Genomic DNA, 21,358 nt, shown 5'->3' with positions numbered 1-21,358 from the left:
AGAAGTATAAGTGGTTGGCATTCGCCGCGGCGAATACGCAAACAATTACTCATTATAATATAATCCGAATTTGCGTAAACGTGCCAAACCACGGCATATTTTGCATCGATGAGTGCCGTGGTTTGGCACGTTTAAGTCAAATAATCTCAAAAAGAAAACGCTAAATTGTTCACTTAAACTGCCAACCACCAGTATCTTTGCCACATGCATCAAAGTCCACTTCAACCTATCATTTTACCACAAACAGAAAAGGCTGGTGTACAATTGTATCTGAAGCGCGACGATCTCATTCATCCCTTATATGGCGGTAATAAGATCCGGAAGTTAAAGTACAATGTGCAGCAATGTTTGCGTGAAGGTAAAATAGGTTTGCTCACCTGCGGCGGCGCCTACTCCAACCACATTATTGCAACGGCAGCGTATGGAAAAGAGCATGGTTTGAAAACCAAGGCAATCATTCGCGGAGAAGAGCTGCTGATTGATAACCCTACGCTTAAAGATGCGGCAGCACTTGGGATGGAATTTGTTTTTGTTTCAAGAGAAACATACCGAAGCATTCGTGAACAAAATGCGTTGGCTTTTGATTTAAGTAAATCGAATTATAACGAATGGTATTTTATTCCCGAAGGCGGCACCAATGCTTTTGCTGTTGAAGGTATTGCAGAACTGGTAGCTGAAATTGAAATCCCGTTTGATTATATCGCTACACCCTGCGGTACGGGTGGTACTTTTGCCGGTTTGATGAAAGGCATTAAAGTTTATTCGCCGTGGCGAACGAAACTGCTTGTTTTTTCGGCGTTGAAAAACGGTAATTATATTATTGATGAAGTGGCTGAATTGCTGAAAGCAGATTTTGACAGAACAACGTTAGAGTTGTTTACTTCAGAGTACGTGTTTGGCGGCTATGGAAAGGTGAAACCTGAACTGATTGCTTTTGTAAAATCGTTTGAGCATCAGACAGGAATTTTATTAGATCCTATTTATAACGGGAAAATGATGTTTGGTCTGTTGGGTAAAATTGAAAGTGGCTATTTTAAAAAGGGTTCAGTGATTGTTGCTATTCACACTGGAGGAATCCAAGCCTGGAGAGGGTTTAACAATAATTTTACTTAAGCTATCAATTCTATTATTTAATAATTGAATTCTTAAACTATCAGATGTATGCGCTCTTTTCAAATTAACTATATTAATAGAATCAATTTTGTTTGATTCTATTTCCTTCATTAAATTAGGCTCCTTAAAATAGTAACTCTCAAGCCCTAGTATAATTGTAATAAGAATAAATGCCGCTAAAAATGATTTATGTAATATTGGGAAATCCAGCTTCCTTATTTCTGATTCTCTAGTTATCAGCCATATGACAAGTACAAAAGAGCATAAAGAAAAACTGAAAACAAGCATGAATTGCAGTGCACCTGAAGTACTTTTTATAAATGGAAATAATTGAGTGGTAGCAGTAGCAAAAACAACTATTGCTGAAAAAATACTCAAAATTTCAATGTTTCTTTTATCACTTTGATCCAGTTTGTTTTTTGTTTCTTTTACTTCATCTTTTGTTTCTTTAATCTCCTTTTTTTCTTTAGAAATACTAATATGTAATTTGTGTATAGTTTTTAATAAAATTAAATCTTCGTTAATAGATTTAATTTCATTTCTATCTTCTGCATAATTGGTAGGCAGAACAAAAGATGATTGAAGAAAAACATTAACAGATTCACCATTTATTGAAAAAGGAAAAGTACATTCTTTAAATGGATGCTGATATATTAGAAACTTATTTTCTTCGCACCAAGCATAATTAATTTCTAATTCTGTAATTATTTTTTCTAATTTATCTAATAATTTATTTGCGATTTCAATTTCTGAATCAGATGAATTTTTTTCATAAATTGAATTCAACTGCTTTACTAAGCATTTTGCTAATCTTTCATAAGGGAAATAATTAAATACATGGGTATCTTTCTGAATAGAAATAATTATTTTGAAATAAGAATCAATATCTTCTAAATTGTCTTCACAATCTCTTAATAAATATGAGAAATAATTATTATGAAGGTAACTAAGAGAGATATTGTAAGCTCTTTTATCAAATTTATTTACTGCACTAATATCGATTTGTTCAAAGGATTTAATTAGTTCTTTTATTTTTAATTCGTTTTGATTTATATCCTTATAATATCTAACTAAAGTATGATAATCTTCATAGCTTAATACTTCTTTTTTCAAGAATTTACCTTTAGCTGTTTCAATATATTCTTTATGATGGTCTGAATTATAACTAGATTCAATTTCAGGATTATTATTATCATGAGCTGTAATCCAGTTATCAAAATAACTGAAAGGTCCCGGATCAAAATTGTCAGGTTTTAATTTTCCAGATTTAAAATTAATTTTATATGAAAGATTACTTTTTTTATATCTAAGTAATATTTTTTTAATTAAAAAAGAACATTTAAAATAAAGTAAGTTGTAAATCTCTGAAGATTTCAACTTTTCCAACTCGTCATGAATTAACAATAAATCTCTTAAAGATTGTTCACTAGTAATTATTGCATGATCTATTCTTGCTAATTTAAGAGTGTAATTAATGAAGTTACTAATTTCTTTTAGGAGCTCAGACTCTGGATTGTCAATTTTAAACTCTTCAGAGTCTAATGTAAAAACGTCCATTATGATACCCTTAGAATTTCCATCAACAATTCTATTGTAAAAAGAAATTAATCCTTTGTAATAATTAATTGCTATTTTATATGGTAAATAAAACTCCTTTATTAAAATATTACTTAAAGATTCTATTTCAGCAAAGGGAATCTGAGAATCTGGAATAGAAGGGATACCTTCAATCAAAAATTTAAATTCTTCTAGTCTTTCTTCAAACTTAAGGTCTTCTATATATTCTCCTGAAATTACTGATAAATGTAAATTATATATTAAATCATTATGAGTATTATTCACAAGACTTAATAAGTTTAATAAGTATTCAGGATTTGAAGAATTAAAAGTAGGATGATTAATCCAATCAGTGGGAAACGCTATAAAAATTATATCGAAGCATTTATCTAAATATTTGCCCATCAGTTATTATAAAATAAAAAACTTCTTCTCAGTTTTAATCATTTCAACAGGAATCGGCATACTTAATTTGTTTTGCTGTTTTGCTAGATTGAAGGATGCTCTCCAAGAAAAATACGTATGACTCAATTCAACTAAATCCATAGCTGAATATTTTATTAAATTATTATTTTCTTTTTTTAAAGATTCTATTGCAAAATTAATTTCTGAACGAGTCTCTTGCTTTAATTTTTCAAAATCAGGATTATTATTAATAGTCGTTTTATTTGAACTAACGCTAAAAAAATTCAGATTATTCAAATTTTCATAAACTTCACTTTCCACATGTCCATATGGCATGGCGTGAAATTTATCAAATATATTTAATAGGCCATTATTTTCTTTGTTTGCATTAACTGCAGCAGCAAAAAAATTTAACTTAAGCACTTTTAATTTACTGAAGTCATTATTATTGAAATTTGAATTTGGTATTTCAGTATACCAATCTTTCAATTTGTCGAGAAGATACTCGAATGCTAAAATTTTTTCAGAATTGTTCATAGTTTCCTACAATATAAAAAATGTAAGAGTTATTTTTACAAATGTATTACATTTAAACGTATAGTTGTATGCTTTGTTGTATTTAATATCTATTGTAAAGGCTATATTGCCTTTAATTTAAAAATAAGCACTTTTTCATCTCCATTCAAAAATATATCTTTACTAGATATAACTACCAAATCCTATGTCTCAACTTACTGCTGCTTCTGTTTCTACTTATGTAGAACAACATAAAGATCGTTTTATTGGTGAATTATGTGACTGGCTGAAAATACCATCTGTGAGTGCAGATAAGAAATTCAAAGCAGATGTATTGCGGGCTGCAGAATTTGCGAAAGAGCAATTTTTAAAAGCAGGTGCAGATAAAGCAGAGCTGTGTGAAACAGGCGGTAATCCGGTTGTGTATGCAGAGAAATTTGTTGATGCATCCAAACCCACGATTCTGGTTTACGGACATTACGATGTGCAGCCTGCCGATCCGTACGAGCTATGGACTTCGCCACCCTTTGCACCTGTAATTAAAGACGGAAACATTTATGCCCGTGGTGCCTGTGATGACAAAGGCCAGGTGTACATGCACATCAAAGCACTGGAGATTTTAACGGCAATGAACGATGTTCCCTGTAACATCAAATTCATGATCGAAGGCGAAGAAGAAGTTGGTTCCGATAACCTTGGTCCGTTTTTAGAAAAAAATAAGGAGAAGCTGAAAGCAGATGTGATCCTGGTTTCAGATACAGCAATCTTTTCGGTGGATACACCTTCTATTACAATCGGTTTGCGTGGTTTAAGTTATTTAGAAGTGAAAGTTACCGGCCCCAATAGAGATCTGCACTCGGGTGTATACGGCGGTGCTGTTGCTAACCCGATCAACATTCTCTGTGAGATGATCGCCGGAATGAAAGATGAGAATAACCACATTGTGATTCCGGGTTTTTATGGAGATGTACTTGAATTGAGTGAAGCAGACCGCAAAGCATTGAATAGTGCGCCATTCAATTTAGATAACTATAAAAAGGCATTGGATATCGCCGATGTGGAAGGTGAAAAAGGATTCACTACGCTGGAAAGAACTTCTATCCGTCCGACCTTGGATGTAAACGGAATCTGGGGCGGATACACAGGCGAAGGAGCAAAAACTGTTTTGCCTTCCGTTGCGCAGGCAAAGATCTCCATGCGTCTGGTACCAAATCAAACGCCGGATAAAATCACGCAGCTGTTTACAGATTATTTCAAACGTATTGCGCCGGCTTCGGTAAAGGTTGAAGTAACACCGCATCATGGCGGAGAGCCCGCAATCACACCTACCGACAGTGCCGGTTACAGAGCTGCCGAAGCAGCATTTGCAGAAGCCTGGAACAAAAAACCAATCCCGATGCGTGAAGGCGGAAGTATTCCGATTGTAGCATTATTTGAACGCGTATTGGGTTTAAAGACCGTATTGATGGGATTTGGTCTGGATTCAGATGCGATTCATTCGCCAAACGAACATTACCGCGTATTTAATTACCTGAAAGGAATTGAAACGATTGTGTTGTTTCACAAATATTTCGGACAGAAATAAGCTTAATCCGGAGCAACCCACCCAGGTTTCTAAAACCTTATAGGGTTTGCATAAGATATCAACTAATTGGTCGTTAGAAACTTTATAACCGTAGATTTTGTATTGTATTGAATATGAAACGAATTATACTTCTTGCTTTTTGTTTGGTATCCGTGTTTGCGCATGCGCAAAAAGGTGAAACAATAAAATGGTCCTTTGCTTTATCGTCCAAGGAAATACATATTGGTGATACCGTTGAAATTGTTGCTACGGCTGAAATTATACCCGACTGGTATCTGTATTCCAATGACTTTGATCCTACGCTGGGTCCCACGGTAACCACGTTTGATTTTGTTTCAGACAAAGGATATTCCTTATTAGGAAAAACGAAAGCGATCAAACCTAAGAAAAAGTTTGATCCTATTTGGGAAGGAGAAGTTACCTATTTCACAGGTCATGCAGAGTTCAGACAAAAAATTGTCGTTCAGAATAACGCACCCAAAATTGTGTTAATGGTTGAATATCAAACCTGCAGTGATGCGGCGGGCCGCTGTATTCCCGGTGAAGCAGAATTTGAATTTATGGGGCTGACCGTGCTGCCTGCAAAAAAAGTAACAAAGACTTCTGCCGTTGAACCAACAACAGAACCTTCTTCAGCAAAAAATCCGGAACAGGTTAATACCAATACCAATAAACCGGAAACCATTCAACGTTTAGAAGCTGAAAAAGCCAGGTTAACACAACGGGACGGGGCAGGGAATGATGTAAGTGTTGACTATTTGAAAAGTTTCGTTAAAAAGTACAGTAAATAATGAAAGTATCTATTGTTTTTCTTTTTGCCTTTTTGTTTCTAACCGTTCAGGTACAGGCAGGTAAAAATGTTTCTATTCCTGAGACTGAATTACAAAAGCTGGCGCAGCATGTTGACAATCTTGTTAAAAGAGATAGTGTGAACGAAGCGATTATTAAACTGCTAAAAGATAGTTTAGACGGGAAAGGCCACACAGTTGCAAAAGCGCAGACACCAAAAGTGTCTACTGTAAAAATCACTGTTAAAGAACGTGGCGGAATTACACAGGATACTTCTTTATTCTTATTTGCGATCTTTGCTTTTGCTGCAGGTTTTGTGTCCATCATTACACCTTGTGTATTTCCCATGGTACCGATGACCGTTTCATTTTTTACAAATACATCAAGTTCCAAAAAAGAATCTGTCCGCAAAGCAATCATTTATGGCTTGTCTATTGTAACAATCTACACGCTGATCGGTGTTGTAATTGCGAAGATCAATGGTCCGGAGTTTGCAAACTTCTTAAGCACACACTGGTTCCCGAATGTTTTGTTCACGTTGATCTTCCTTGTTTTTGCGCTTTCATTCTTTGGCTTATTTGAAATTACGCTTCCGAATAATTTTATCAATAAGGTTGACAAACAATCCGATAAAGGCGGCTATGTTGGAATTTTCTTTATGGCATTTACGATCGTACTGGTTTCATTTTCATGCACCGGCCCGATTGTGAGTACGATCTTATTATCGGCAGCTGGTGGTGAAATTGTAAAACCAATCATCGGGATGGTTGCCTATTCATCGGCTTTTGCCTTACCGTTTACATTATTTGCCTTATTTCCCAACTGGTTAAAATCATTGCCTAAATCAGGCGGCTGGTTAAACACCGTTAAAGTAAGTTTAGGATTTATTGAACTCGCGTTGGCATTAAAGTTCCTAAGTATTGCAGATCAGGTGATGCACTGGAATATTCTGAACAGAAACACATTTTTGCTGATCTGGATTCTGATTTTCTTCTCATTAGGTTTATACCTGCTTGGTGTTATTAAGTTCAGTGAACACGATAAAGGCAGCATCGGCTGGCCAAGAAGAAGCCTTGCGATATTAAGCATTTTGTTTGCCGGATATTTAGGAACCGGTATTGCCGGTAGCCCACTGAAAAAACTTTCGGGCTATTTGCCACCGCTGGAAGATTATACTACCGCAACCGACAGGATTTGCGGTACACCAAAGTATGCTGATTTTCTGCATTTACCGCTCGGCCTTCAGGGGTATTTTGATTACAAAGAGGCCCTTGCGTGTGCGAAGCAGCAGGGAAAACCCTTATTCATTGATTTCACCGGACATGGTTGTGTAAACTGCAGAGAAATGGAACGCAATGTTTGGGCAGATCCTGCGGTGCTAAAGCACTTGAATGAAGACTTTGTTATGGTAGCGTTGTATGTAGATGACCGCACAGAACTACCTGAAAACGAATGGTACACGTCTAAAAAGGATGGGAAAGTAAAAAAATCCATCGGTAAACAGAATCACGATTTCCAGAATACCCGGTTTAATTTTCTTGCCCAGCCCTTTTATGTAATCCTGGATCCGAATACAGAAATGGAACTGGCGCAGCCAATTACATACGAACCAAGCATTGAAGCGTACATTGATTTTCTGGAAGAAGGAAAAGCAAATTATAAAAAGCTATATAAATAAGGACTTTAATCTTACCCTTAATTAAGCCCATGACAGAAGTCATGGGCTAGATGAAAAACTGGGCAATTTTACCACAATAAGTTTTTTATCTCTAAAATAACTTTTTACGTTTTCCAACAAATCGATATATTGCATTATAATCTGATTATTAAATCATTTAATAGGTTATAATTACTATGTCCAGGGTTAAGTCTAAAAGTCTGTTTGATTTGATACATTCGTTGAGTCCGAATGAAAAAAGGCACTTTAAAATCAATCATACAGGCAGCGGTGATCCAGACGACAAAAAAATGCTGTTGCTTTTTGATTATCTGAACAAACAAAAAGTGTTTAATGAAGAGCGGGTATCGGAAGTAATACCGGCTATTAAATCAACCCAGCTCTCTAACCTCAAGGCATATTTATACGAAAAGATTATGTTGTCACTCCGGCAGTATAATCTTCCTAAAATTCTGGATCTGCAGATACGTGAGCAAATTGATTTTGCCCAGCTGTTATTTGAACGCCGTTTATATCAACAGGGAAAAACCTGTCTAAAAAAAGCCCGCCGCCTTTCCCAGGTACACGAAAATCTGGAGCTTACCCTGGAGATTATCAAACTGGAAAAAAGCATTCTGATGTTGACCATTGACGAAGACATTGAAGAAACCGTTGATACAATTATTGACGATGTACGGAAAATCAATTCCCAGATTCATAACATCAATATGTTTTCGAACCTGAGTATAAAACTGAACTCCTATTATACACGTATCGGTTTTATCCGCGATGAAGAAGATTCTATCCGTGTAAAAGAATATTTTAATAGTAATTTACCTGATTATAAGGAAGAAGCACTTTCTCTTGGAGAAAAGACAACGCTTTACTTATTATATATCGGTTATTATTACTTTTTACAGGATTTTTCTAATGGATACCTGTACGCCAATAGGTTAGTACATTTATACGAAGAAAATATCGATCGAATCAAATTTTCTCCCGAAAATTATGTTAAAGCACTGAACAACTTAATGATAGCTCAGTTTAAGCTGAATTATTTTGAAGAATTTGTATTGAATAAACATAAGCTTATTAACTTCACAAATGATAGTACCGTTTATTTTAATGAACGACTGAAAACCAGTTTACTAAAATATTATTTTATTCATGAATTAAACCTTTTTTTCCTTACAGGAGAGTTCAATGCGGGGGTTAAGAAGCTTTTTGTCGATAGAAAAGAAGACATTGACGACTTGCTTAAAAAACTTGATCCGCATTCTGCGCTGATCTTAATGTATAAAATTTCCTGTCTGTATTTTGGAGCCGGTTTATACAACCATTGTTTGAGGTGGCTGAACCGGATTATCAATATTCCGAATGTAGATATCCGGGAAGATATCCATTGTTTTGCCCGGATCATTAACCTGATTTGTCACTATGAATTAGGTAATTTTGATGTAATCAAGTACTACATTATTTCAACGTATCGCTTTTTATGGAAACGGGACGATTTACGTATGTTTCAGAAATACATTCTGAAGTTCTTAAAGGATCTGAATAATGACGTGGATGTGGCAGAATTGGTTGGGAGATTCCGGAATCTGAAAAATCAACTGGTGCCAATTGAAAACAGTGATTATGAAAAAAGGGCATTCATTTATTTTGACATTATTTCCTGGCTGGAAAGTAAAATCGAAGGAAAAACTGTGCAGGAGGTTATAATGAATAAAGCAAAAGCTAAAGGATTCTATTTGGAAGAATAAACCTACAGCATATCAAAAAATGATTCCTGATCTTCGCTTAACGGCAAAGGTATTTCTTGCGAAAGCACTTTTTTATATGGGGGTTTGTTTTGAACTAAATTTCTTCCAAAAGATTCTAAAGCAGTAAGTGCCGGAAGTAAACCTTGTGATTTTTCTGTTAATTTATAATCAATTTTGGGAGGATTTCCCTCTAAAACAATACGTTCAACAAAACCTTCTTCTTCCAGCTCTTTTAACTGCAAGCTCAACATACGGTCTGTGATAGAAGGAATATTTTTTCGTAAGTCAGAGAATCTTAATGGCTTATCTGTTAAATTCCAAATAATAATAAATTTCCATTTTCCATACAGAACTTCATTCAATAGTTCCAGTCCAGATTTAAACCATTTGTTATTATATTTTATATCACTCATACTAACAGATTATTAATTGAATTATAACAAATATAAAAAGAATAGTAATTATTAAAAAATTGGATGTGTATTAAATAAAAAAACCTGTACAGGAAATGCACAGGTTTAAAATTTATATGAGGAGCTTTACGATTAATAGCTGTTTGGAGCAACTACAATGTATTGACCTGCAAGAATCATGATTGCAGAAATGGCAATAACTGCTGCGAATAGAACTTCTTTTGATTTGATAACTTTTCCGTTTGAATCTTTCATGCTTGCTGTATTAGAAAGCATATATCCACTGATGTTTCCAACAATGAAACCAACTACGATAAGTATTGTACCAATTGCACCCATAGTATTAGAACTGTTTGTGAGAATAAAATCTGAAAAGATGCAGATTGAAATACATTTACCTGCATACAGTGAACAAAAATAACAGATACAAATCAATTACACCACAAATTTTTAAAATATAAATTCCAAATGCATATTGATCATTAAATTTTTACTCATAAACTATAGTATTTTGACTGTGCAATCCACATTTATTAAGTAAATTTGAAGATAAACTTTAAAAAAATACTTGTGAGAAAGCTAATTACTGTACTTTCATTATTCTTTTTAACCTTTGTTATCTCATTTGGCCAGTTCAAAAGACAACGGGAATATTCAGGTTTTTTTGACACATATTACTACAGAGGCCCCATAACATTTACACTTGGTGCCGGAATGACAAATTATAGAGGTGATTTAACAAAGGGGCTGGGTTTAAATGGACTAAGTTATGGATTATCTGCAGGGGCTAATTACAAAATTTGGCCTCATATTGTGTTAGGTGCAGAGTTTTCGTATCTGAATTTACAATCTACAGATTATAATAAAAGCCGTAACGGATCTTTCAATGCAACGGCAATGGAACTTCAGGTATATGGCCGTTTATACATTATAGATGAAATTATCCGTGTGGCCCCGGACAGAAGAAAAGAATCACATTATACATTTTGCAAACCATATTTGCAGGCAGGGCTTGGTGGTATGTTGTTTACCTCAACATACAAGTATAATTCAGGTAAAGAATATACCGTAGAAACAGAATTTGCACCTATACTTCCGGTGGGGTTTGGTCTGCAATTTACAATTACTCAAAGAAGTTCGTTATGTGCAGAATATATATATCGTTTCACACTAACAGACCTGATTGATTATACGACATATAATGGATCTGGGAATGACGGATACGGGTTCATGCAATTAAAGTTCCAGTATGCACCGACAGCACCTAAGCGTAAAAAGAAAATGTCATTGCCTCCTCCGACTCAATATGATGGTCCAAAAGGTACTGAAACCTGGAAAACAAAAAAACAAGAAGAGCAGAAAAACAGACCTGCTCCGCAAGAATATGAAATCCCGGAAAATAACACAGATGAAGAAACTGTTCCGGAAGATGAAGTAATAGAAGAAGTAGCACCGGAAGAAGAAACTCCTGCTGAATAAGCGCATCCTTTATTATCGGAAATACGTTGGATAAATTAGATATGAAAGAAGTAGTAGAAGTGATCGGTAGCATTCCCTGGTGGGCATACATTTTTTTGTTTATTGGAGTTATTGCCATCAAAGATATATTCTTCAACAGGCGGCATACGATAAAACACAACTTCCCGATTGTTGGCCATTTCAGGTATCTGCTTGAAAAGATTGGTCCGGAATTGAGACAATATATTGTTGCTAATAACAGAGAAGAGCTTCCTTTTAACCGCAGACAACGGTCGTGGATTTATGCGTCTTCCAAACAGGAAAATAACTATCAGGGTTTTGGTACGGATCAGGATCAGAACAGCCCGGGTTTTGTTTTTATAAAACCATCTATGTTTTCATATGCAGTTAAAGAAGGGCATCCGAATAAAAAGAAACCGGATTTTGTACCGTGTGCAAAAATCATGGGCGCATATAATAAACGCAGACGTCCCTACAGACCGTATTCGATTATCAATATTTCAGGAATGAGCTACGGCTCACTTTCTGCACGGGCGGTAGAGTCATTAAATAAAGGTGCATTAAAAGCAGGTTGTTATCAGAATACCGGAGAAGGTTCGTTAGCTCCGCATCATAAACATGGTGCTGATATCATGTTCCACTTTGGTACAGGATACTTTGGTGTGCGCGATGAACATGGTAATTTTTCCATGTCAAAACTGAAGGCATTGGTTGAAGCCAATCCATGTATCCGTGCAATAGATTTAAAATTATCCCAGGGAGCAAAACCCGGCAAAGGGGGTGTATTGCCTGCTTCAAAAATCACGCAGGAGATTGCGGATATCAGAGGTTTGCCAATGGGTAAAGATGTAATTTCACCGGCCTACCACAGCGTGTTTTCAAATGTGCCGGAAATGATGGATTTTATTGAAAACATTGCACAGGAAACCGGCTTACCCGTAGGATTTAAATCTGCGGTTGGTAAGATGGAAATGTGGGTGGAACTGGCAGACCGTATGTTAGAGAAAGGGTATGGTCCGGATTTTATCACGATTGATGGTGGTGAAGGCGGTACCGGTGCCGCGCCGCCAGCTTTTGCTGATCACGTTTCTTTACCGTTTGTATATGCGTTCAGTAATGTATACAAAATATTTGCGGAAAGAGGTTTAACGGATCGTATTGTGTTTGCTGCATCCGGCAAGCTGGGTTTCCCGGAAAGTTCGCTGATGGCATTCGCGTTAGGCGCTGATGTAATCCATGTGGCACGTGAGGCAATGATGTCGATCGGGTGCATTCAGGCACAGGTTTGTCATAACAATACCTGTCCGTCTGGAGTTGCTACGCAGAATAAATGGCTGCAATCGGGTATTGATGTACCGTTAAAAGCAGATCGTTTGTATAATTACATTAAGAATTTACGTAAAGAAGTACTGGAAATTACGCATGCCTGCGGATATGAACATCCGTCGCAAATGACCATGACGGATATTGATATCAGTATGGGAGATAATAACCTAACCATGCCGCTGGTTGATGCGTATAAGTACAACAAAATTCCGGTAAATTTTGAGTCTATGCAGAAATTGGCAGACTGCAAGTATTTAGGCAAAGCAAATCCGGAAATTATTTTTAAATAAATACTACTAAGTACGTTTTCTGCATACTTAGTAGAAGCTATGGAAAAACGTACTTAAAATGAAAAAGGGGGTAATTTTTATATTACTTGGGCTTTATTGCGCGATTGTTCATGCTCAGACCAGACCATTGATCTTAAACGATACAGCGGAAAAGTTTGAATGGCGCAAAGGAAATTATGCCATCTATCGGGATACTGTACGGAACCTTCCGCTAAGCCGTATTTTAGAACTTCAACGGGAAGGTATATTTAAAAAAACAACATCAGACGCACCACGCCTGCAATCTTCCAGACAGGACATGTGGGCAAAGGTTATTGTTTACAACGGCAGCCTGAATCAAACAGAATGGCTGATTGAGTTATATGATTTTCATATTGATGAATACGATATCTACATACTTCAAAAAGATTCACTTTATGCGCATTTTACAGGCGGTGATTTACAACCTTTTCACAAGCGGAAAATAGAACATAAAAATTTTATTCATGAGATCGTATTTGAACCCCATCAGTTATATACGTTATTTATACGCATTCATAGCAGACAATCTGTTGCCGTTAATGGTGTAGTACGTACATTTCCAAGTTTTTTAGAATATTCTAATAGAGAATATCTATTTCTGGCCATTTTTTACGGCGTTATTTTATTGATGGCGGTATATTGTGTTTGTATCTATGTATTTACAAAAGAGAAAACGTATATATATTTTGCTGCAAATGTTTTGTCTGTTGCTCTTTACAGCTTAACAAATGATGGCCTGGGTTTTCAATACATTTGGCCCAATCATATAAATTTTAATGCAGAAGCGCAAAGCTTAGCGATTGCGCTGTTTTCAACAACAGCGCTCATGTACACAACAGCCTTTCTGAATGTTAAAATAGAATCAACAAAATATTGCCTCGTGATCCGGGTAACAGCCGCTGTAAGGTTCCTGTTATTTCTAATTGGCTTGTTATTTTACAGGCCACTGCTTTACTTTTATCAGCTCGATCTGTTAATCCTGATTTTTATATTTTATACGTCTATAGTATTTTATAAGAAAGATTTTAAAGCAGCGCGGTTTTTTATACTTGCTTACACAGCACTATTTATAGGCTTTTCGCTGAATTTGTCTATTGTCTTAGGTGTTGGCTTTATACATCCGGTTACGGTATACGGTTTGAATATTGGTATTGTCATACAGCTGTTTCTGTTTTCATTTGCACTTGCAGATAGGATAAGGCTTGCCAATAAAGATAACCGGAACACACAATTACAGATCATTCATCAGCTGAAAGAAAATGAAATACTGAAAGATAAACTCACAAAAGAGCTTGAAGATAAGGTTAAAGAACGAACGCAGGAACTGGAGTTTAAGAATCAACAGCTGGACGCCTTCGTTTACAAGGCTTCACACGATATTAAAGGACCTTTAAAATCCATTATCGGTTTGGCCAAATTGGGTTTGCTGGATGTACAGGATCCCAATGCCCGGGAATATTTTAAGCATATTGAAACAAGCTCTACACGTTTGGATAATCTGCTTCAGGATTTATTGCAGGTAGCAAAAATAAAAAACACCGTTATTGAATCTACCGTTATTGATTTCAAAAAAATCATTGATACAATAAAAGATGGGTTCAGTAATATTGAATCGTTTGGTGAGTTTTATATTGATGTACAAATCAAACAGGACCGCGATTTTTATTCGGATGAAAAAATGGTCTATTCCATTTTTCAGAATTTAATTGAAAATGCGTTTACCTACCGGGATATTAAAAAACAAAAATCAAGTTTATATATCCGCATTGAAGTTGATAAACAAAAATCCGTTATAGAGTTTACCGACAATGGAATCGGGATCAATAAAGACTTAAAAGATAAAGTGTTCGATATGTTTTTCAGGGCCAGTGAAATTTCAGGCGGAACAGGTCTGGGTCTCTATTTAGTAAAAATGGCTGTAAATAAAATAGGTGGAAGAATACAGGTAAACACAGAAGTAAGCAAAGGCACAACTTTTACAGTAGTAATCTGAGATTTACTTTTTTCTTTATTAAATAATCACGAATATTGACAGTAAAATAAAAATTACTACTGTGAATCAACGCATTTCCCTAATTATAAACGGCATACTAGCCGTAGCCGTAATCGGCTTATATGTGCTTCATTTTAAAGGTTCAAAAACGGAAGCAGAAACAACAACTTCAAAATCAGATACAACAAACATAGAAGCAGCAGTTAAGTTAGACAGCCTGCCGGATCTGGGTTCAAGCAATGGCGCCATAGCGTTTATAGATTTTGAAGAACTGACAGGTAAATATCAATTCTATAAAGATGGTGTAGCAAATCTTGAAAATGATTTTAAAAAGAAAGAAGCTGAACTGATGAAAAAGCAGCAAACGCTGGAAGAAAATTTTGCAAGATATCAGCAATTAGCAGCCAGCCTTACTCCGGAAGTTAGAGAAAAAAGAGAAAAAGACCTGATGGAAGAAGAGCAGCGCTTACTGCAATTGAGAGATCGTTTAGGAAAAGACCTGACAGATAAAGAAGCAAACTTCAATAAAGAGTTTTTAAAGAAAATAGATAGTTATCTGAAGGCATTGAGCCAGGAAAAAAATTATTCGTATGTGTTCACGTACGTTAAAGGTGGCCCCGCTACAATTGTTTATGCAAAAGATACCTTGAATATTTCAACACAAGTGATCAATGCATTGAACGATCAGTATAAAAAGAAATAACAAAACCAGCAATTACATAAAAGAGCCCATGATTTTAATCACGGGCTCTTTTTTTGTGTTATAAAATAAAATTATTTATTCGGCTGCGGCGTTGTTCTTAAGTAAGGCTTAACGCGTGTGTATCCTTTAGGGAATTTAGCTGCAATGTCTTCGTCTTTAACAGCCGGTGTAATGACAACGTCTTCGCCATCTTTCCAGTTAGCAGGTGTTGCAACACTGTAGTTTGCCGTTAATTGAAGCGAATCAATTACACGAAGAATTTCAGTGAAGTTTCTTCCTGTAGATGCCGGATATGTAATGATCAATTTTATTTTTTTATCGTTGCCAATAATAAATAAAGAACGTACAGTGAATTTTTCACTTGCGTTCGGGTGTATCATATCATACAATTCAGCAACTTTTCTATCTTCATCCGCAATGATCGGGAAGTTAACCGTTGTGTTTTGTGTTTCATTGATATCCTTGATCCAGCCTTTGTGAGACTCTAAACCATCAACACTTAACGCAGCAACTTTAACATTGCGCTTTTCAAACTCAGATTTAAGTTTTGCTGTTGCACCAAGTTCTGTTGTACAAACAGGCGTATAATCTGCTGGGTGCGAAAATAATACGCCCCATTTATCGCCCAACCATTCGTGAAATGAAATTGGTCCCTCTGTAGTATCTGCTTTAAAATCCGGTGCAATATCGCCTAATCGTAAACTCATAATAGTAGCTATTTAGTGGTTAATTTTTTGTAAATATAAAATAATATTCTGAATGTCTAATAAAAATTTATCAATTCAAAATAATATTCTGTTTATTAAACCGAAGGTTGAAACAATAAGTTCCTTCATCCGGATACTATTTCTGCTTCTTTTTTGCCAGAAAGTGTTTATAGCATGCATATCCTACATAAACCAGACTTAAAAACAGGATCACATTAATCAAAAAGGAAAAACTTCGCTGAAAACCAGCATATGCTGCGTTATTGATTATCTGTAATTTTATAAAAAACAGGGTAAAAATAAACAGCGTAATAAGACCGATATTATTGAAGAAATCCTTTTTCATGAGAGAGCAATCGGTTATTTTTTAGCTTTAATAAGCGCGTTAATTTCTTCCGATTGTTTTTTTGTAAATCCGGTTACTGAAACAGCAGTACTGTTTGTAAAGAAGGTTAACGTACTGTACCCAATCAACGGGTTATCTATACTAACAGATACAATATCAACAAAACTGATAAAGGTAGATTTACTTTTGAAAACGCCCGGCTCTTTTATTGAAATGCCAGAAGGTTCAATATGAATTTCGGTTGGGAAAACGTTATTCCCGGAAGAAAGTCTTGACGATACATATTTCATAGATTTAGCGCAGGTAGATGATATCGTTTACACAACCATTCTCATCACAGGATTTGCAGCTTAGCATACCTTTAAAGAATTCAGGTTTTAATACAGACTTTCCAAGCAACATACGGATACATTCCTGAATACCTTCAATGATAGATGGATGCGGGTGAATCATATCCGCGAGCTCTTCCACACCTTTATCCATAGATATGAGAAGCGCTACAGCCTGTATGGCACTTGATGCATGAACACCAACGGCACGCATACCAATGATCTTCATATCTGCATCATTGGTTACAAGAATTTTAAAGAAACCATCGTTGTTGCGCATGGCAATGGCACGCGGAATCATATCGTATCGAATCTTTACAACTTTATACGACATCTTATTCTGCAATGCTTTTTTCTCATTCATACCAACCCCGGCAACCTCGGGCTGTACAAACATGATGGTAGAAACGTTATTATAGGTAATAACAGAATCGCTTAAGCCGAACATTTTTTCAATGACATGGCGGCCTTCCAGTTCAGCAACATTTACTAAGGCTACATCTGAAGAAATATCACCGGCAACATAAATGTTTGGAATATTTGTTTGTCCGTCTGTATTTTCTATTTGTCCGTTAGCCAGAATATTAACGCCAACCCGTTCCAGTCCTAAGTTCTGTGTATTTGGAATACGGCCTACAGAAACCAATACTTTTTCAACGCGGTGCATTTCTTTTCTGCCATCCGTATATTCCAGGATGTATTCAACTTCACCATCTACAATGCGCATGCTTAACAGGTTCGATTTTTTATGAACCGTGATGCCCTGTTTCTTCATGTTTGCTTCAACCACATCTGTAACATCATCGTCTTCGAACGGAAGAATGCGTTCAGCTTTATCAATGATGTTTACAGAAGTATAACCAAAGTTTGAAAATATGGTTGCCCATTCGCAGCCAATCACGCCGGCGCCAAGAATAACAAGGCTTTTGGGAAAGTTCTCAAAATTTTCAACACCATCACTGGTAACAATTATTTTTTCATCAATCGGAATATTCGGAAGTTTGCGTGGCTTGCTGCCTGTTGCAATAACAACGTTTTCTGCTTCAATAATTTCCTCTTCCGTTCCGGTTGATACTTCTACTGTATTGTGGCTAACAAGTTTTGCAGATCCTTTAATATATCTGAAACGGCTTGTCTGTTGTTTGGCCAGCGATTCAATCTGCCCTTCCAAATGAAAACGGCGGTTTGCAATACCTTCACGCACCTGACGTAATACTTGCTGGTAGGTAACAGAGAAATGCTGATCGGGGCTGTACTGAGCCAGACGTTTGCGGGCCGTCTGTATATCTTTTGCCAGTTCCCAGAATGTTTTAGACGAGATTGCTCCGTTGTATAAACCCGCCCCACCAATTTTATCCTTCTCAATTAAGATAACAGATTTATTTAAATCCAACGCTCTCATTGCTGCCGCATATCCTGCAGGTCCAGCACCTATTATACACACATCGTACTTCATGCCTATTTGAAATCTCGTTTACACCACAAATTGCAAAAAAATTGAACAGTTGCCAATCTTTCTTTTTAACAACGTATAAATTGTATTTTTTTGATAAGATTATTATTCAGGCAAACAAACTTAAAAAAACGTAAAAATTGTATAATACAATTAATAAATAGGTACAAGCAGCACATTTATGATCAATATCAACAAAAACCGGTTAAAAAATGAACCATATTTTTATATTTTATTTAATAATTAGTTAAAAAATGCCTTAAAATGATTTTTATTACGAATTATATTAGATAAATTATATTAATCAATTTGTATAATGTAGCCGCTTTTCAACGTATTAGAGTTTCAAAATCTGTCAAAATACCTGTAAAATAAATATTTCTTACAAATATTTTGGGAATACAGAATATACATATATATTGGCTTATATTAATTAAGTTATATAATTTATAACGGTAATGTTATGGAAAATCAAACTGGAATATTTAATTCTTACAAGATAGACCCGGCACACTTTGATGAGGCCTGGCTACCGACCGGAGATGTTCGAATGCATTACAAACACCTGATGGAGACATTTAAGGGCTTAGACATTGAAGAATATCTCAAAATAAACGAACTCGCAAAAGGTAATCTGTTTAATCAGGGTGTTACATTTAATGTTTATTCTGAAAATGCAGAAGGAGTTGAACGCTTATTTCCCTTTGATTTATTTCCAAGAATGATTCCCAGTGAAGAATGGAAAACAATCGAAGTGGGTATTAAACAACGCAACAAAGCCATAAATCTATTCCTGTGGGATATCTATCATGAGCAGAAAATATTAAAAGATAAAATTGTACCAAGTGAATTATTATTCAGTTCGCAGTTTTATAAAAAAGAAATGATTGGTGTAGATCCGCCTGCAGGTATTTACATCCACATCACCGGTACAGATATTATAAAGCACAACGATGGTAAATACTACGTGCTGGAAGATAACCTTCGCTGTCCTTCAGGTGTAAGCTACGTATTATCCAACAGAGAGACAATGAAAAAGATCTTTTTCAATCTTTTCAGCAGGTATCATGTAAAACCGATCATGCAGTATACAGAAAAGTTATTGTCAACAATACGTTCTGTAGCGCCCGATCGGATTGATAATCCATTGTGTGTGATCCTTACACCGGGCACGTATAATTCGGCATATTTTGAACATTCGTTTTTAGCCCACCAAATGGGGATACAACTGGTAGAAGGGCGTGACTTGTTTGTAGAAAAAAACTTTGTCTACATGAAGACAATTAAAGGGCCGAAGCGGGTTGATGTTATTTACAGACGTGTTGATGATGATTTTATTGATCCGTTGGTATTTAATCCAAAATCTGTTTTAGGTGTACCGGGTTTAATGTCGGCATACCAGGCGGGTAACGTAACCATTATCAATGCGCCAGGAACGGGAGTAGCAGATGATAAAGCAGTCTATACCTATGTGCCGGATATTATTAAATACTATCTGGGCGAAGAGCCGATTTTAAATAACGTACCAACGTATCGTTGCGAGCGTCCGGATGAAATGAAATATGTCCTGGAAAACATGCATAACCTGGTTGTGAAACCGGTGGATGAATCCGGCGGATATGGTGTTTTTATTGGTAACCGAAAAACTAAGGAAGAGATTGAAGAATACAAAAAATTAATACTTGATACGCCCAGAAAATACATTGCACAGCCGATCATGTCGTTATCGGTGTTATCAACATTCATCGAAGATTCAAATGAATCAGAACAGCGTCACATTGATTTACGCTCTTTTGCACTAATGGGAAAAGAGGAAACCTATGTGCTGGATGGCGGATTAACGCGGGTTGCGTTATCAAAAGGTAACTTAATTGTTAACTCGTCTCAGGGCGGAGGTTCAAAAGACACCTGGGTTATTGAAAATTATTAAATCGGTTATGTATGTTATCTAGAATTGCAGGAAATTTGTTTTGGATGGGTAGATACCTTGAGCGAACAGAACACATCAGTCGTTTTTCACAGGCACATTATTTCTTTAGTATTGATGCGCCTAAATCGGTTAAGAAAGAACATATTTTAGAGTCGGTTTTAAATATGGCCGGCTCTTATGTAGAGTACCTTGGCAGCGGTAATAAAATGGAGACAATGGAAGTTGCCTATTATATCGGGCTGAACGAATTCAATGCTTCTTCCATTAAACACTCCATTGTCAAAGCGAGGGAAAATGCACGCGGAGCAAAGGATTCTATTTCAAGTGAATTGTGGCAGTCGATCAATACGTTTTATCATTCGATCAACTTAATGGATCGCGCAACATTCAATGAAATGGGTATTTATGAATTTTCTAAAAATGTGCTGCAAAACAGTTCAGTGATCAAAGGAAATATTGATAACACCTTGCTGCACGAAGAAGCATGGTCCATCATTCATCTGGGCCAGCACATTGAACGTACCACACAGGTAATACGCATGATCGTAACCAAGATCAATGATATAAACCGTATTCCGAAAAAGGAATATTATAACATGATTGAATTGTTTGAAAATGTGAACCTGCTGAAAAGTACCGAAGCGTATGACATGAGTAAAATATTTTACAGAGAAGTACCGAGCGTAAGCCATAGTCTGGAGTTTCTAACACTGAACAGAAATTTTCCAAAATCAATTGTATATAACCTGCGACATATTGAACACTGTTTGCTGCGCATTACAAACCTGTCGAAACATGAAACAAATTCACTGGAATTTTACGCAAGTAAATTGCTCTGCACCGTGAAGTATACCTCGATTCAGGATATTGAAAAGGAACCCTTAGCGTTTTATAATGATTTGTTGAACAAGGTAGCGAAGCTTGCAGATATGCTCGAAACCAAATACTTACAATATTGAGTATTTTCACTTTATTATTGAAAG

The 21,358-nt window shown here is 36.0% G+C and carries 18 protein-coding genes; 11 read left to right on the top strand and 7 right to left on the bottom strand.

The features are described from left to right. The first annotated feature begins 204 nt into the window (after positions 1–204). Entirely contained in the window at positions 205–1,113 is a 909-nt protein-coding gene (locus CHU_RS16905; RefSeq protein ID WP_011586820.1) for a 1-aminocyclopropane-1-carboxylate deaminase/D-cysteine desulfhydrase, read from the top strand. Here CHU_RS16905 and CHU_RS16900 read toward each other — a convergent pair. Then, positions 1,045–3,075, bottom strand: a complete 2,031-nt coding sequence (locus CHU_RS16900; protein ID WP_011586819.1) for a hypothetical protein — start codon at positions 3,073–3,075, stop codon at positions 1,045–1,047. The two genes, CHU_RS16905 and CHU_RS16900, sit on opposite strands and share 69 nt — an antisense overlap. A gap of 6 nt (positions 3,076–3,081) precedes the next feature. Continuing rightward, positions 3,082–3,612, bottom strand: a complete 531-nt coding sequence (locus CHU_RS19040) for a type II toxin-antitoxin system antitoxin SocA domain-containing protein (RefSeq protein WP_011586818.1) — start codon at positions 3,610–3,612, stop codon at positions 3,082–3,084. A 184-nt stretch (positions 3,613–3,796) separates the two neighbouring features. Between CHU_RS19040 and CHU_RS16890 the strand changes: the two genes are divergently transcribed. The 4 genes from CHU_RS16890 (at position 3,797) to CHU_RS16875 (ending at position 9,385) form a co-directional block, all read left to right on the top strand. Continuing rightward, positions 3,797–5,176, top strand: coding sequence for a dipeptidase (locus CHU_RS16890; protein WP_011586817.1), 1,380 nt, complete (start codon positions 3,797–3,799; stop codon positions 5,174–5,176). Between the two features lie 113 nt (positions 5,177–5,289). Continuing rightward, the gene (locus tag CHU_RS16885; protein ID WP_011586816.1) at positions 5,290–5,967 is read left to right on the top strand and encodes a protein-disulfide reductase DsbD N-terminal domain-containing protein; all 678 of its coding nucleotides are present in this window, start codon (positions 5,290–5,292) and stop codon (positions 5,965–5,967) included. Beyond that, entirely contained in the window at positions 5,967–7,643 is a 1,677-nt protein-coding gene (locus tag CHU_RS16880) for a protein-disulfide reductase DsbD family protein (RefSeq protein ID WP_011586815.1), read from the top strand. Before CHU_RS16885 ends, CHU_RS16880 begins: the two co-directional genes overlap by 1 nt. A gap of 176 nt (positions 7,644–7,819) precedes the next feature. After that, positions 7,820–9,385: a hypothetical protein gene (locus CHU_RS16875; protein WP_011586814.1), complete on the top strand. Its 1,566-nt coding sequence runs from the start codon at positions 7,820–7,822 to the stop codon at positions 9,383–9,385. A 2-nt stretch (positions 9,386–9,387) separates the two neighbouring features. Here the strand turns inward: CHU_RS16875 and CHU_RS16870 are convergent, their stop codons facing one another. Both CHU_RS16870 and CHU_RS16865 read right to left on the bottom strand, forming a co-directional pair. Further along, positions 9,388–9,798 (bottom strand): winged helix-turn-helix transcriptional regulator, encoded by a 411-nt coding sequence (locus CHU_RS16870; RefSeq protein ID WP_011586813.1) that lies wholly within the window; start codon positions 9,796–9,798, stop codon positions 9,388–9,390. Positions 9,799–9,930: 132 nt separating this feature from the next. Continuing rightward, positions 9,931–10,137 (bottom strand): hypothetical protein, encoded by a 207-nt coding sequence (locus tag CHU_RS16865; protein WP_041932471.1) that lies wholly within the window; start codon positions 10,135–10,137, stop codon positions 9,931–9,933. A gap of 231 nt (positions 10,138–10,368) precedes the next feature. Here CHU_RS16865 and CHU_RS16860 point away from each other — a divergent pair, with 231 nt between their 5' ends. From CHU_RS16860 to CHU_RS16845, 4 genes are all read left to right on the top strand, one after another. After that, the gene (locus CHU_RS16860; protein WP_143144128.1) at positions 10,369–11,277 is read left to right on the top strand and encodes a hypothetical protein; all 909 of its coding nucleotides are present in this window, start codon (positions 10,369–10,371) and stop codon (positions 11,275–11,277) included. A 41-nt stretch (positions 11,278–11,318) separates the two neighbouring features. Further along, positions 11,319–12,893: an FMN-binding glutamate synthase family protein gene (locus tag CHU_RS16855; RefSeq protein WP_041932470.1), complete on the top strand. Its 1,575-nt coding sequence runs from the start codon at positions 11,319–11,321 to the stop codon at positions 12,891–12,893. A 58-nt stretch (positions 12,894–12,951) separates the two neighbouring features. Then, positions 12,952–14,907 (top strand): sensor histidine kinase, encoded by a 1,956-nt coding sequence (locus CHU_RS16850; RefSeq protein ID WP_011586809.1) that lies wholly within the window; start codon positions 12,952–12,954, stop codon positions 14,905–14,907. Between the two features lie 61 nt (positions 14,908–14,968). Beyond that, positions 14,969–15,610 (top strand): OmpH family outer membrane protein, encoded by a 642-nt coding sequence (locus CHU_RS16845; RefSeq protein WP_011586808.1) that lies wholly within the window; start codon positions 14,969–14,971, stop codon positions 15,608–15,610. A 71-nt stretch (positions 15,611–15,681) separates the two neighbouring features. Here CHU_RS16845 and CHU_RS16840 read toward each other — a convergent pair whose 3' ends face one another. From CHU_RS16840 to CHU_RS16825, 3 genes are all read right to left on the bottom strand, one after another. Continuing rightward, positions 15,682–16,317, bottom strand: coding sequence for a peroxiredoxin (locus CHU_RS16840; protein ID WP_011586807.1), 636 nt, complete (start codon positions 16,315–16,317; stop codon positions 15,682–15,684). Positions 16,318–16,677: 360 nt separating this feature from the next. Beyond that, entirely contained in the window at positions 16,678–16,953 is a 276-nt protein-coding gene (locus tag CHU_RS16830; RefSeq protein WP_011586805.1) for a hypothetical protein, read from the bottom strand. Positions 16,954–16,957: 4 nt separating this feature from the next. Next, the gene (locus tag CHU_RS16825) at positions 16,958–18,448 is read right to left on the bottom strand and encodes a dihydrolipoyl dehydrogenase family protein (RefSeq protein WP_011586804.1); all 1,491 of its coding nucleotides are present in this window, start codon (positions 18,446–18,448) and stop codon (positions 16,958–16,960) included. 460 nt (positions 18,449–18,908) lie between these two features. On the opposite strand from CHU_RS16825, the gene CHU_RS16820 reads away from it, so the two are divergent. Both CHU_RS16820 and CHU_RS16815 read left to right on the top strand, forming a co-directional pair. After that, entirely contained in the window at positions 18,909–20,375 is a 1,467-nt protein-coding gene (locus CHU_RS16820; RefSeq protein ID WP_011586803.1) for a circularly permuted type 2 ATP-grasp protein, read from the top strand. Between the two features lie 11 nt (positions 20,376–20,386). Beyond that, complete coding sequence (locus CHU_RS16815) at positions 20,387–21,334, top strand: alpha-E domain-containing protein (RefSeq protein WP_011586802.1); 948 nt, start codon at positions 20,387–20,389, stop codon at positions 21,332–21,334. Positions 21,335–21,358: the final 24 nt, after the last annotated feature.

It is taken from the genome of Cytophaga hutchinsonii ATCC 33406 (genome assembly GCF_000014145.1).
Lineage (GTDB): Bacteria > Bacteroidota > Bacteroidia > Cytophagales > Cytophagaceae > Cytophaga > Cytophaga hutchinsonii.
The sequence above is the reverse complement of the archived record's forward strand: the minus strand, read 5'-3'. Positions and strand labels throughout refer to the sequence as shown.

Excerpts from the sequence above, each read along its gene's own strand:
- CHU_RS16905 (WP_011586820.1), top strand. The coding sequence starts at position 205 with ATGCATCAAAGTCCACTTCAACCTATCATTTTACCACAAACAGAAAAG.
- CHU_RS16900 (WP_011586819.1), bottom strand. The coding sequence starts at position 3,075 with ATGGGCAAATATTTAGATAAATGCTTCGATATAATTTTTATAGCGTTT.
- CHU_RS19040 (WP_011586818.1), bottom strand. The coding sequence starts at position 3,612 with ATGAACAATTCTGAAAAAATTTTAGCATTCGAGTATCTTCTCGACAAA.
- CHU_RS16890 (WP_011586817.1), top strand. The coding sequence starts at position 3,797 with ATGTCTCAACTTACTGCTGCTTCTGTTTCTACTTATGTAGAACAACAT.
- CHU_RS16885 (WP_011586816.1), top strand. The coding sequence starts at position 5,290 with ATGAAACGAATTATACTTCTTGCTTTTTGTTTGGTATCCGTGTTTGCG.
- CHU_RS16880 (WP_011586815.1), top strand. The coding sequence starts at position 5,967 with ATGAAAGTATCTATTGTTTTTCTTTTTGCCTTTTTGTTTCTAACCGTT.
- CHU_RS16875 (WP_011586814.1), top strand. The coding sequence starts at position 7,820 with ATGTCCAGGGTTAAGTCTAAAAGTCTGTTTGATTTGATACATTCGTTG.
- CHU_RS16870 (WP_011586813.1), bottom strand. The coding sequence starts at position 9,798 with ATGAGTGATATAAAATATAATAACAAATGGTTTAAATCTGGACTGGAA.
- CHU_RS16865 (WP_041932471.1), bottom strand. The coding sequence starts at position 10,137 with ATGGGTGCAATTGGTACAATACTTATCGTAGTTGGTTTCATTGTTGGA.
- CHU_RS16855 (WP_041932470.1), top strand. The coding sequence starts at position 11,319 with ATGAAAGAAGTAGTAGAAGTGATCGGTAGCATTCCCTGGTGGGCATAC.
- CHU_RS16850 (WP_011586809.1), top strand. The coding sequence starts at position 12,952 with ATGAAAAAGGGGGTAATTTTTATATTACTTGGGCTTTATTGCGCGATT.
- CHU_RS16840 (WP_011586807.1), bottom strand. The coding sequence starts at position 16,317 with ATGAGTTTACGATTAGGCGATATTGCACCGGATTTTAAAGCAGATACT.
- CHU_RS16830 (WP_011586805.1), bottom strand. The coding sequence starts at position 16,953 with ATGAAATATGTATCGTCAAGACTTTCTTCCGGGAATAACGTTTTCCCA.
- CHU_RS16825 (WP_011586804.1), bottom strand. The coding sequence starts at position 18,448 with ATGAAGTACGATGTGTGTATAATAGGTGCTGGACCTGCAGGATATGCG.
- CHU_RS16820 (WP_011586803.1), top strand. The coding sequence starts at position 18,909 with ATGGAAAATCAAACTGGAATATTTAATTCTTACAAGATAGACCCGGCA.
- CHU_RS16815 (WP_011586802.1), top strand. The coding sequence starts at position 20,387 with ATGTTATCTAGAATTGCAGGAAATTTGTTTTGGATGGGTAGATACCTT.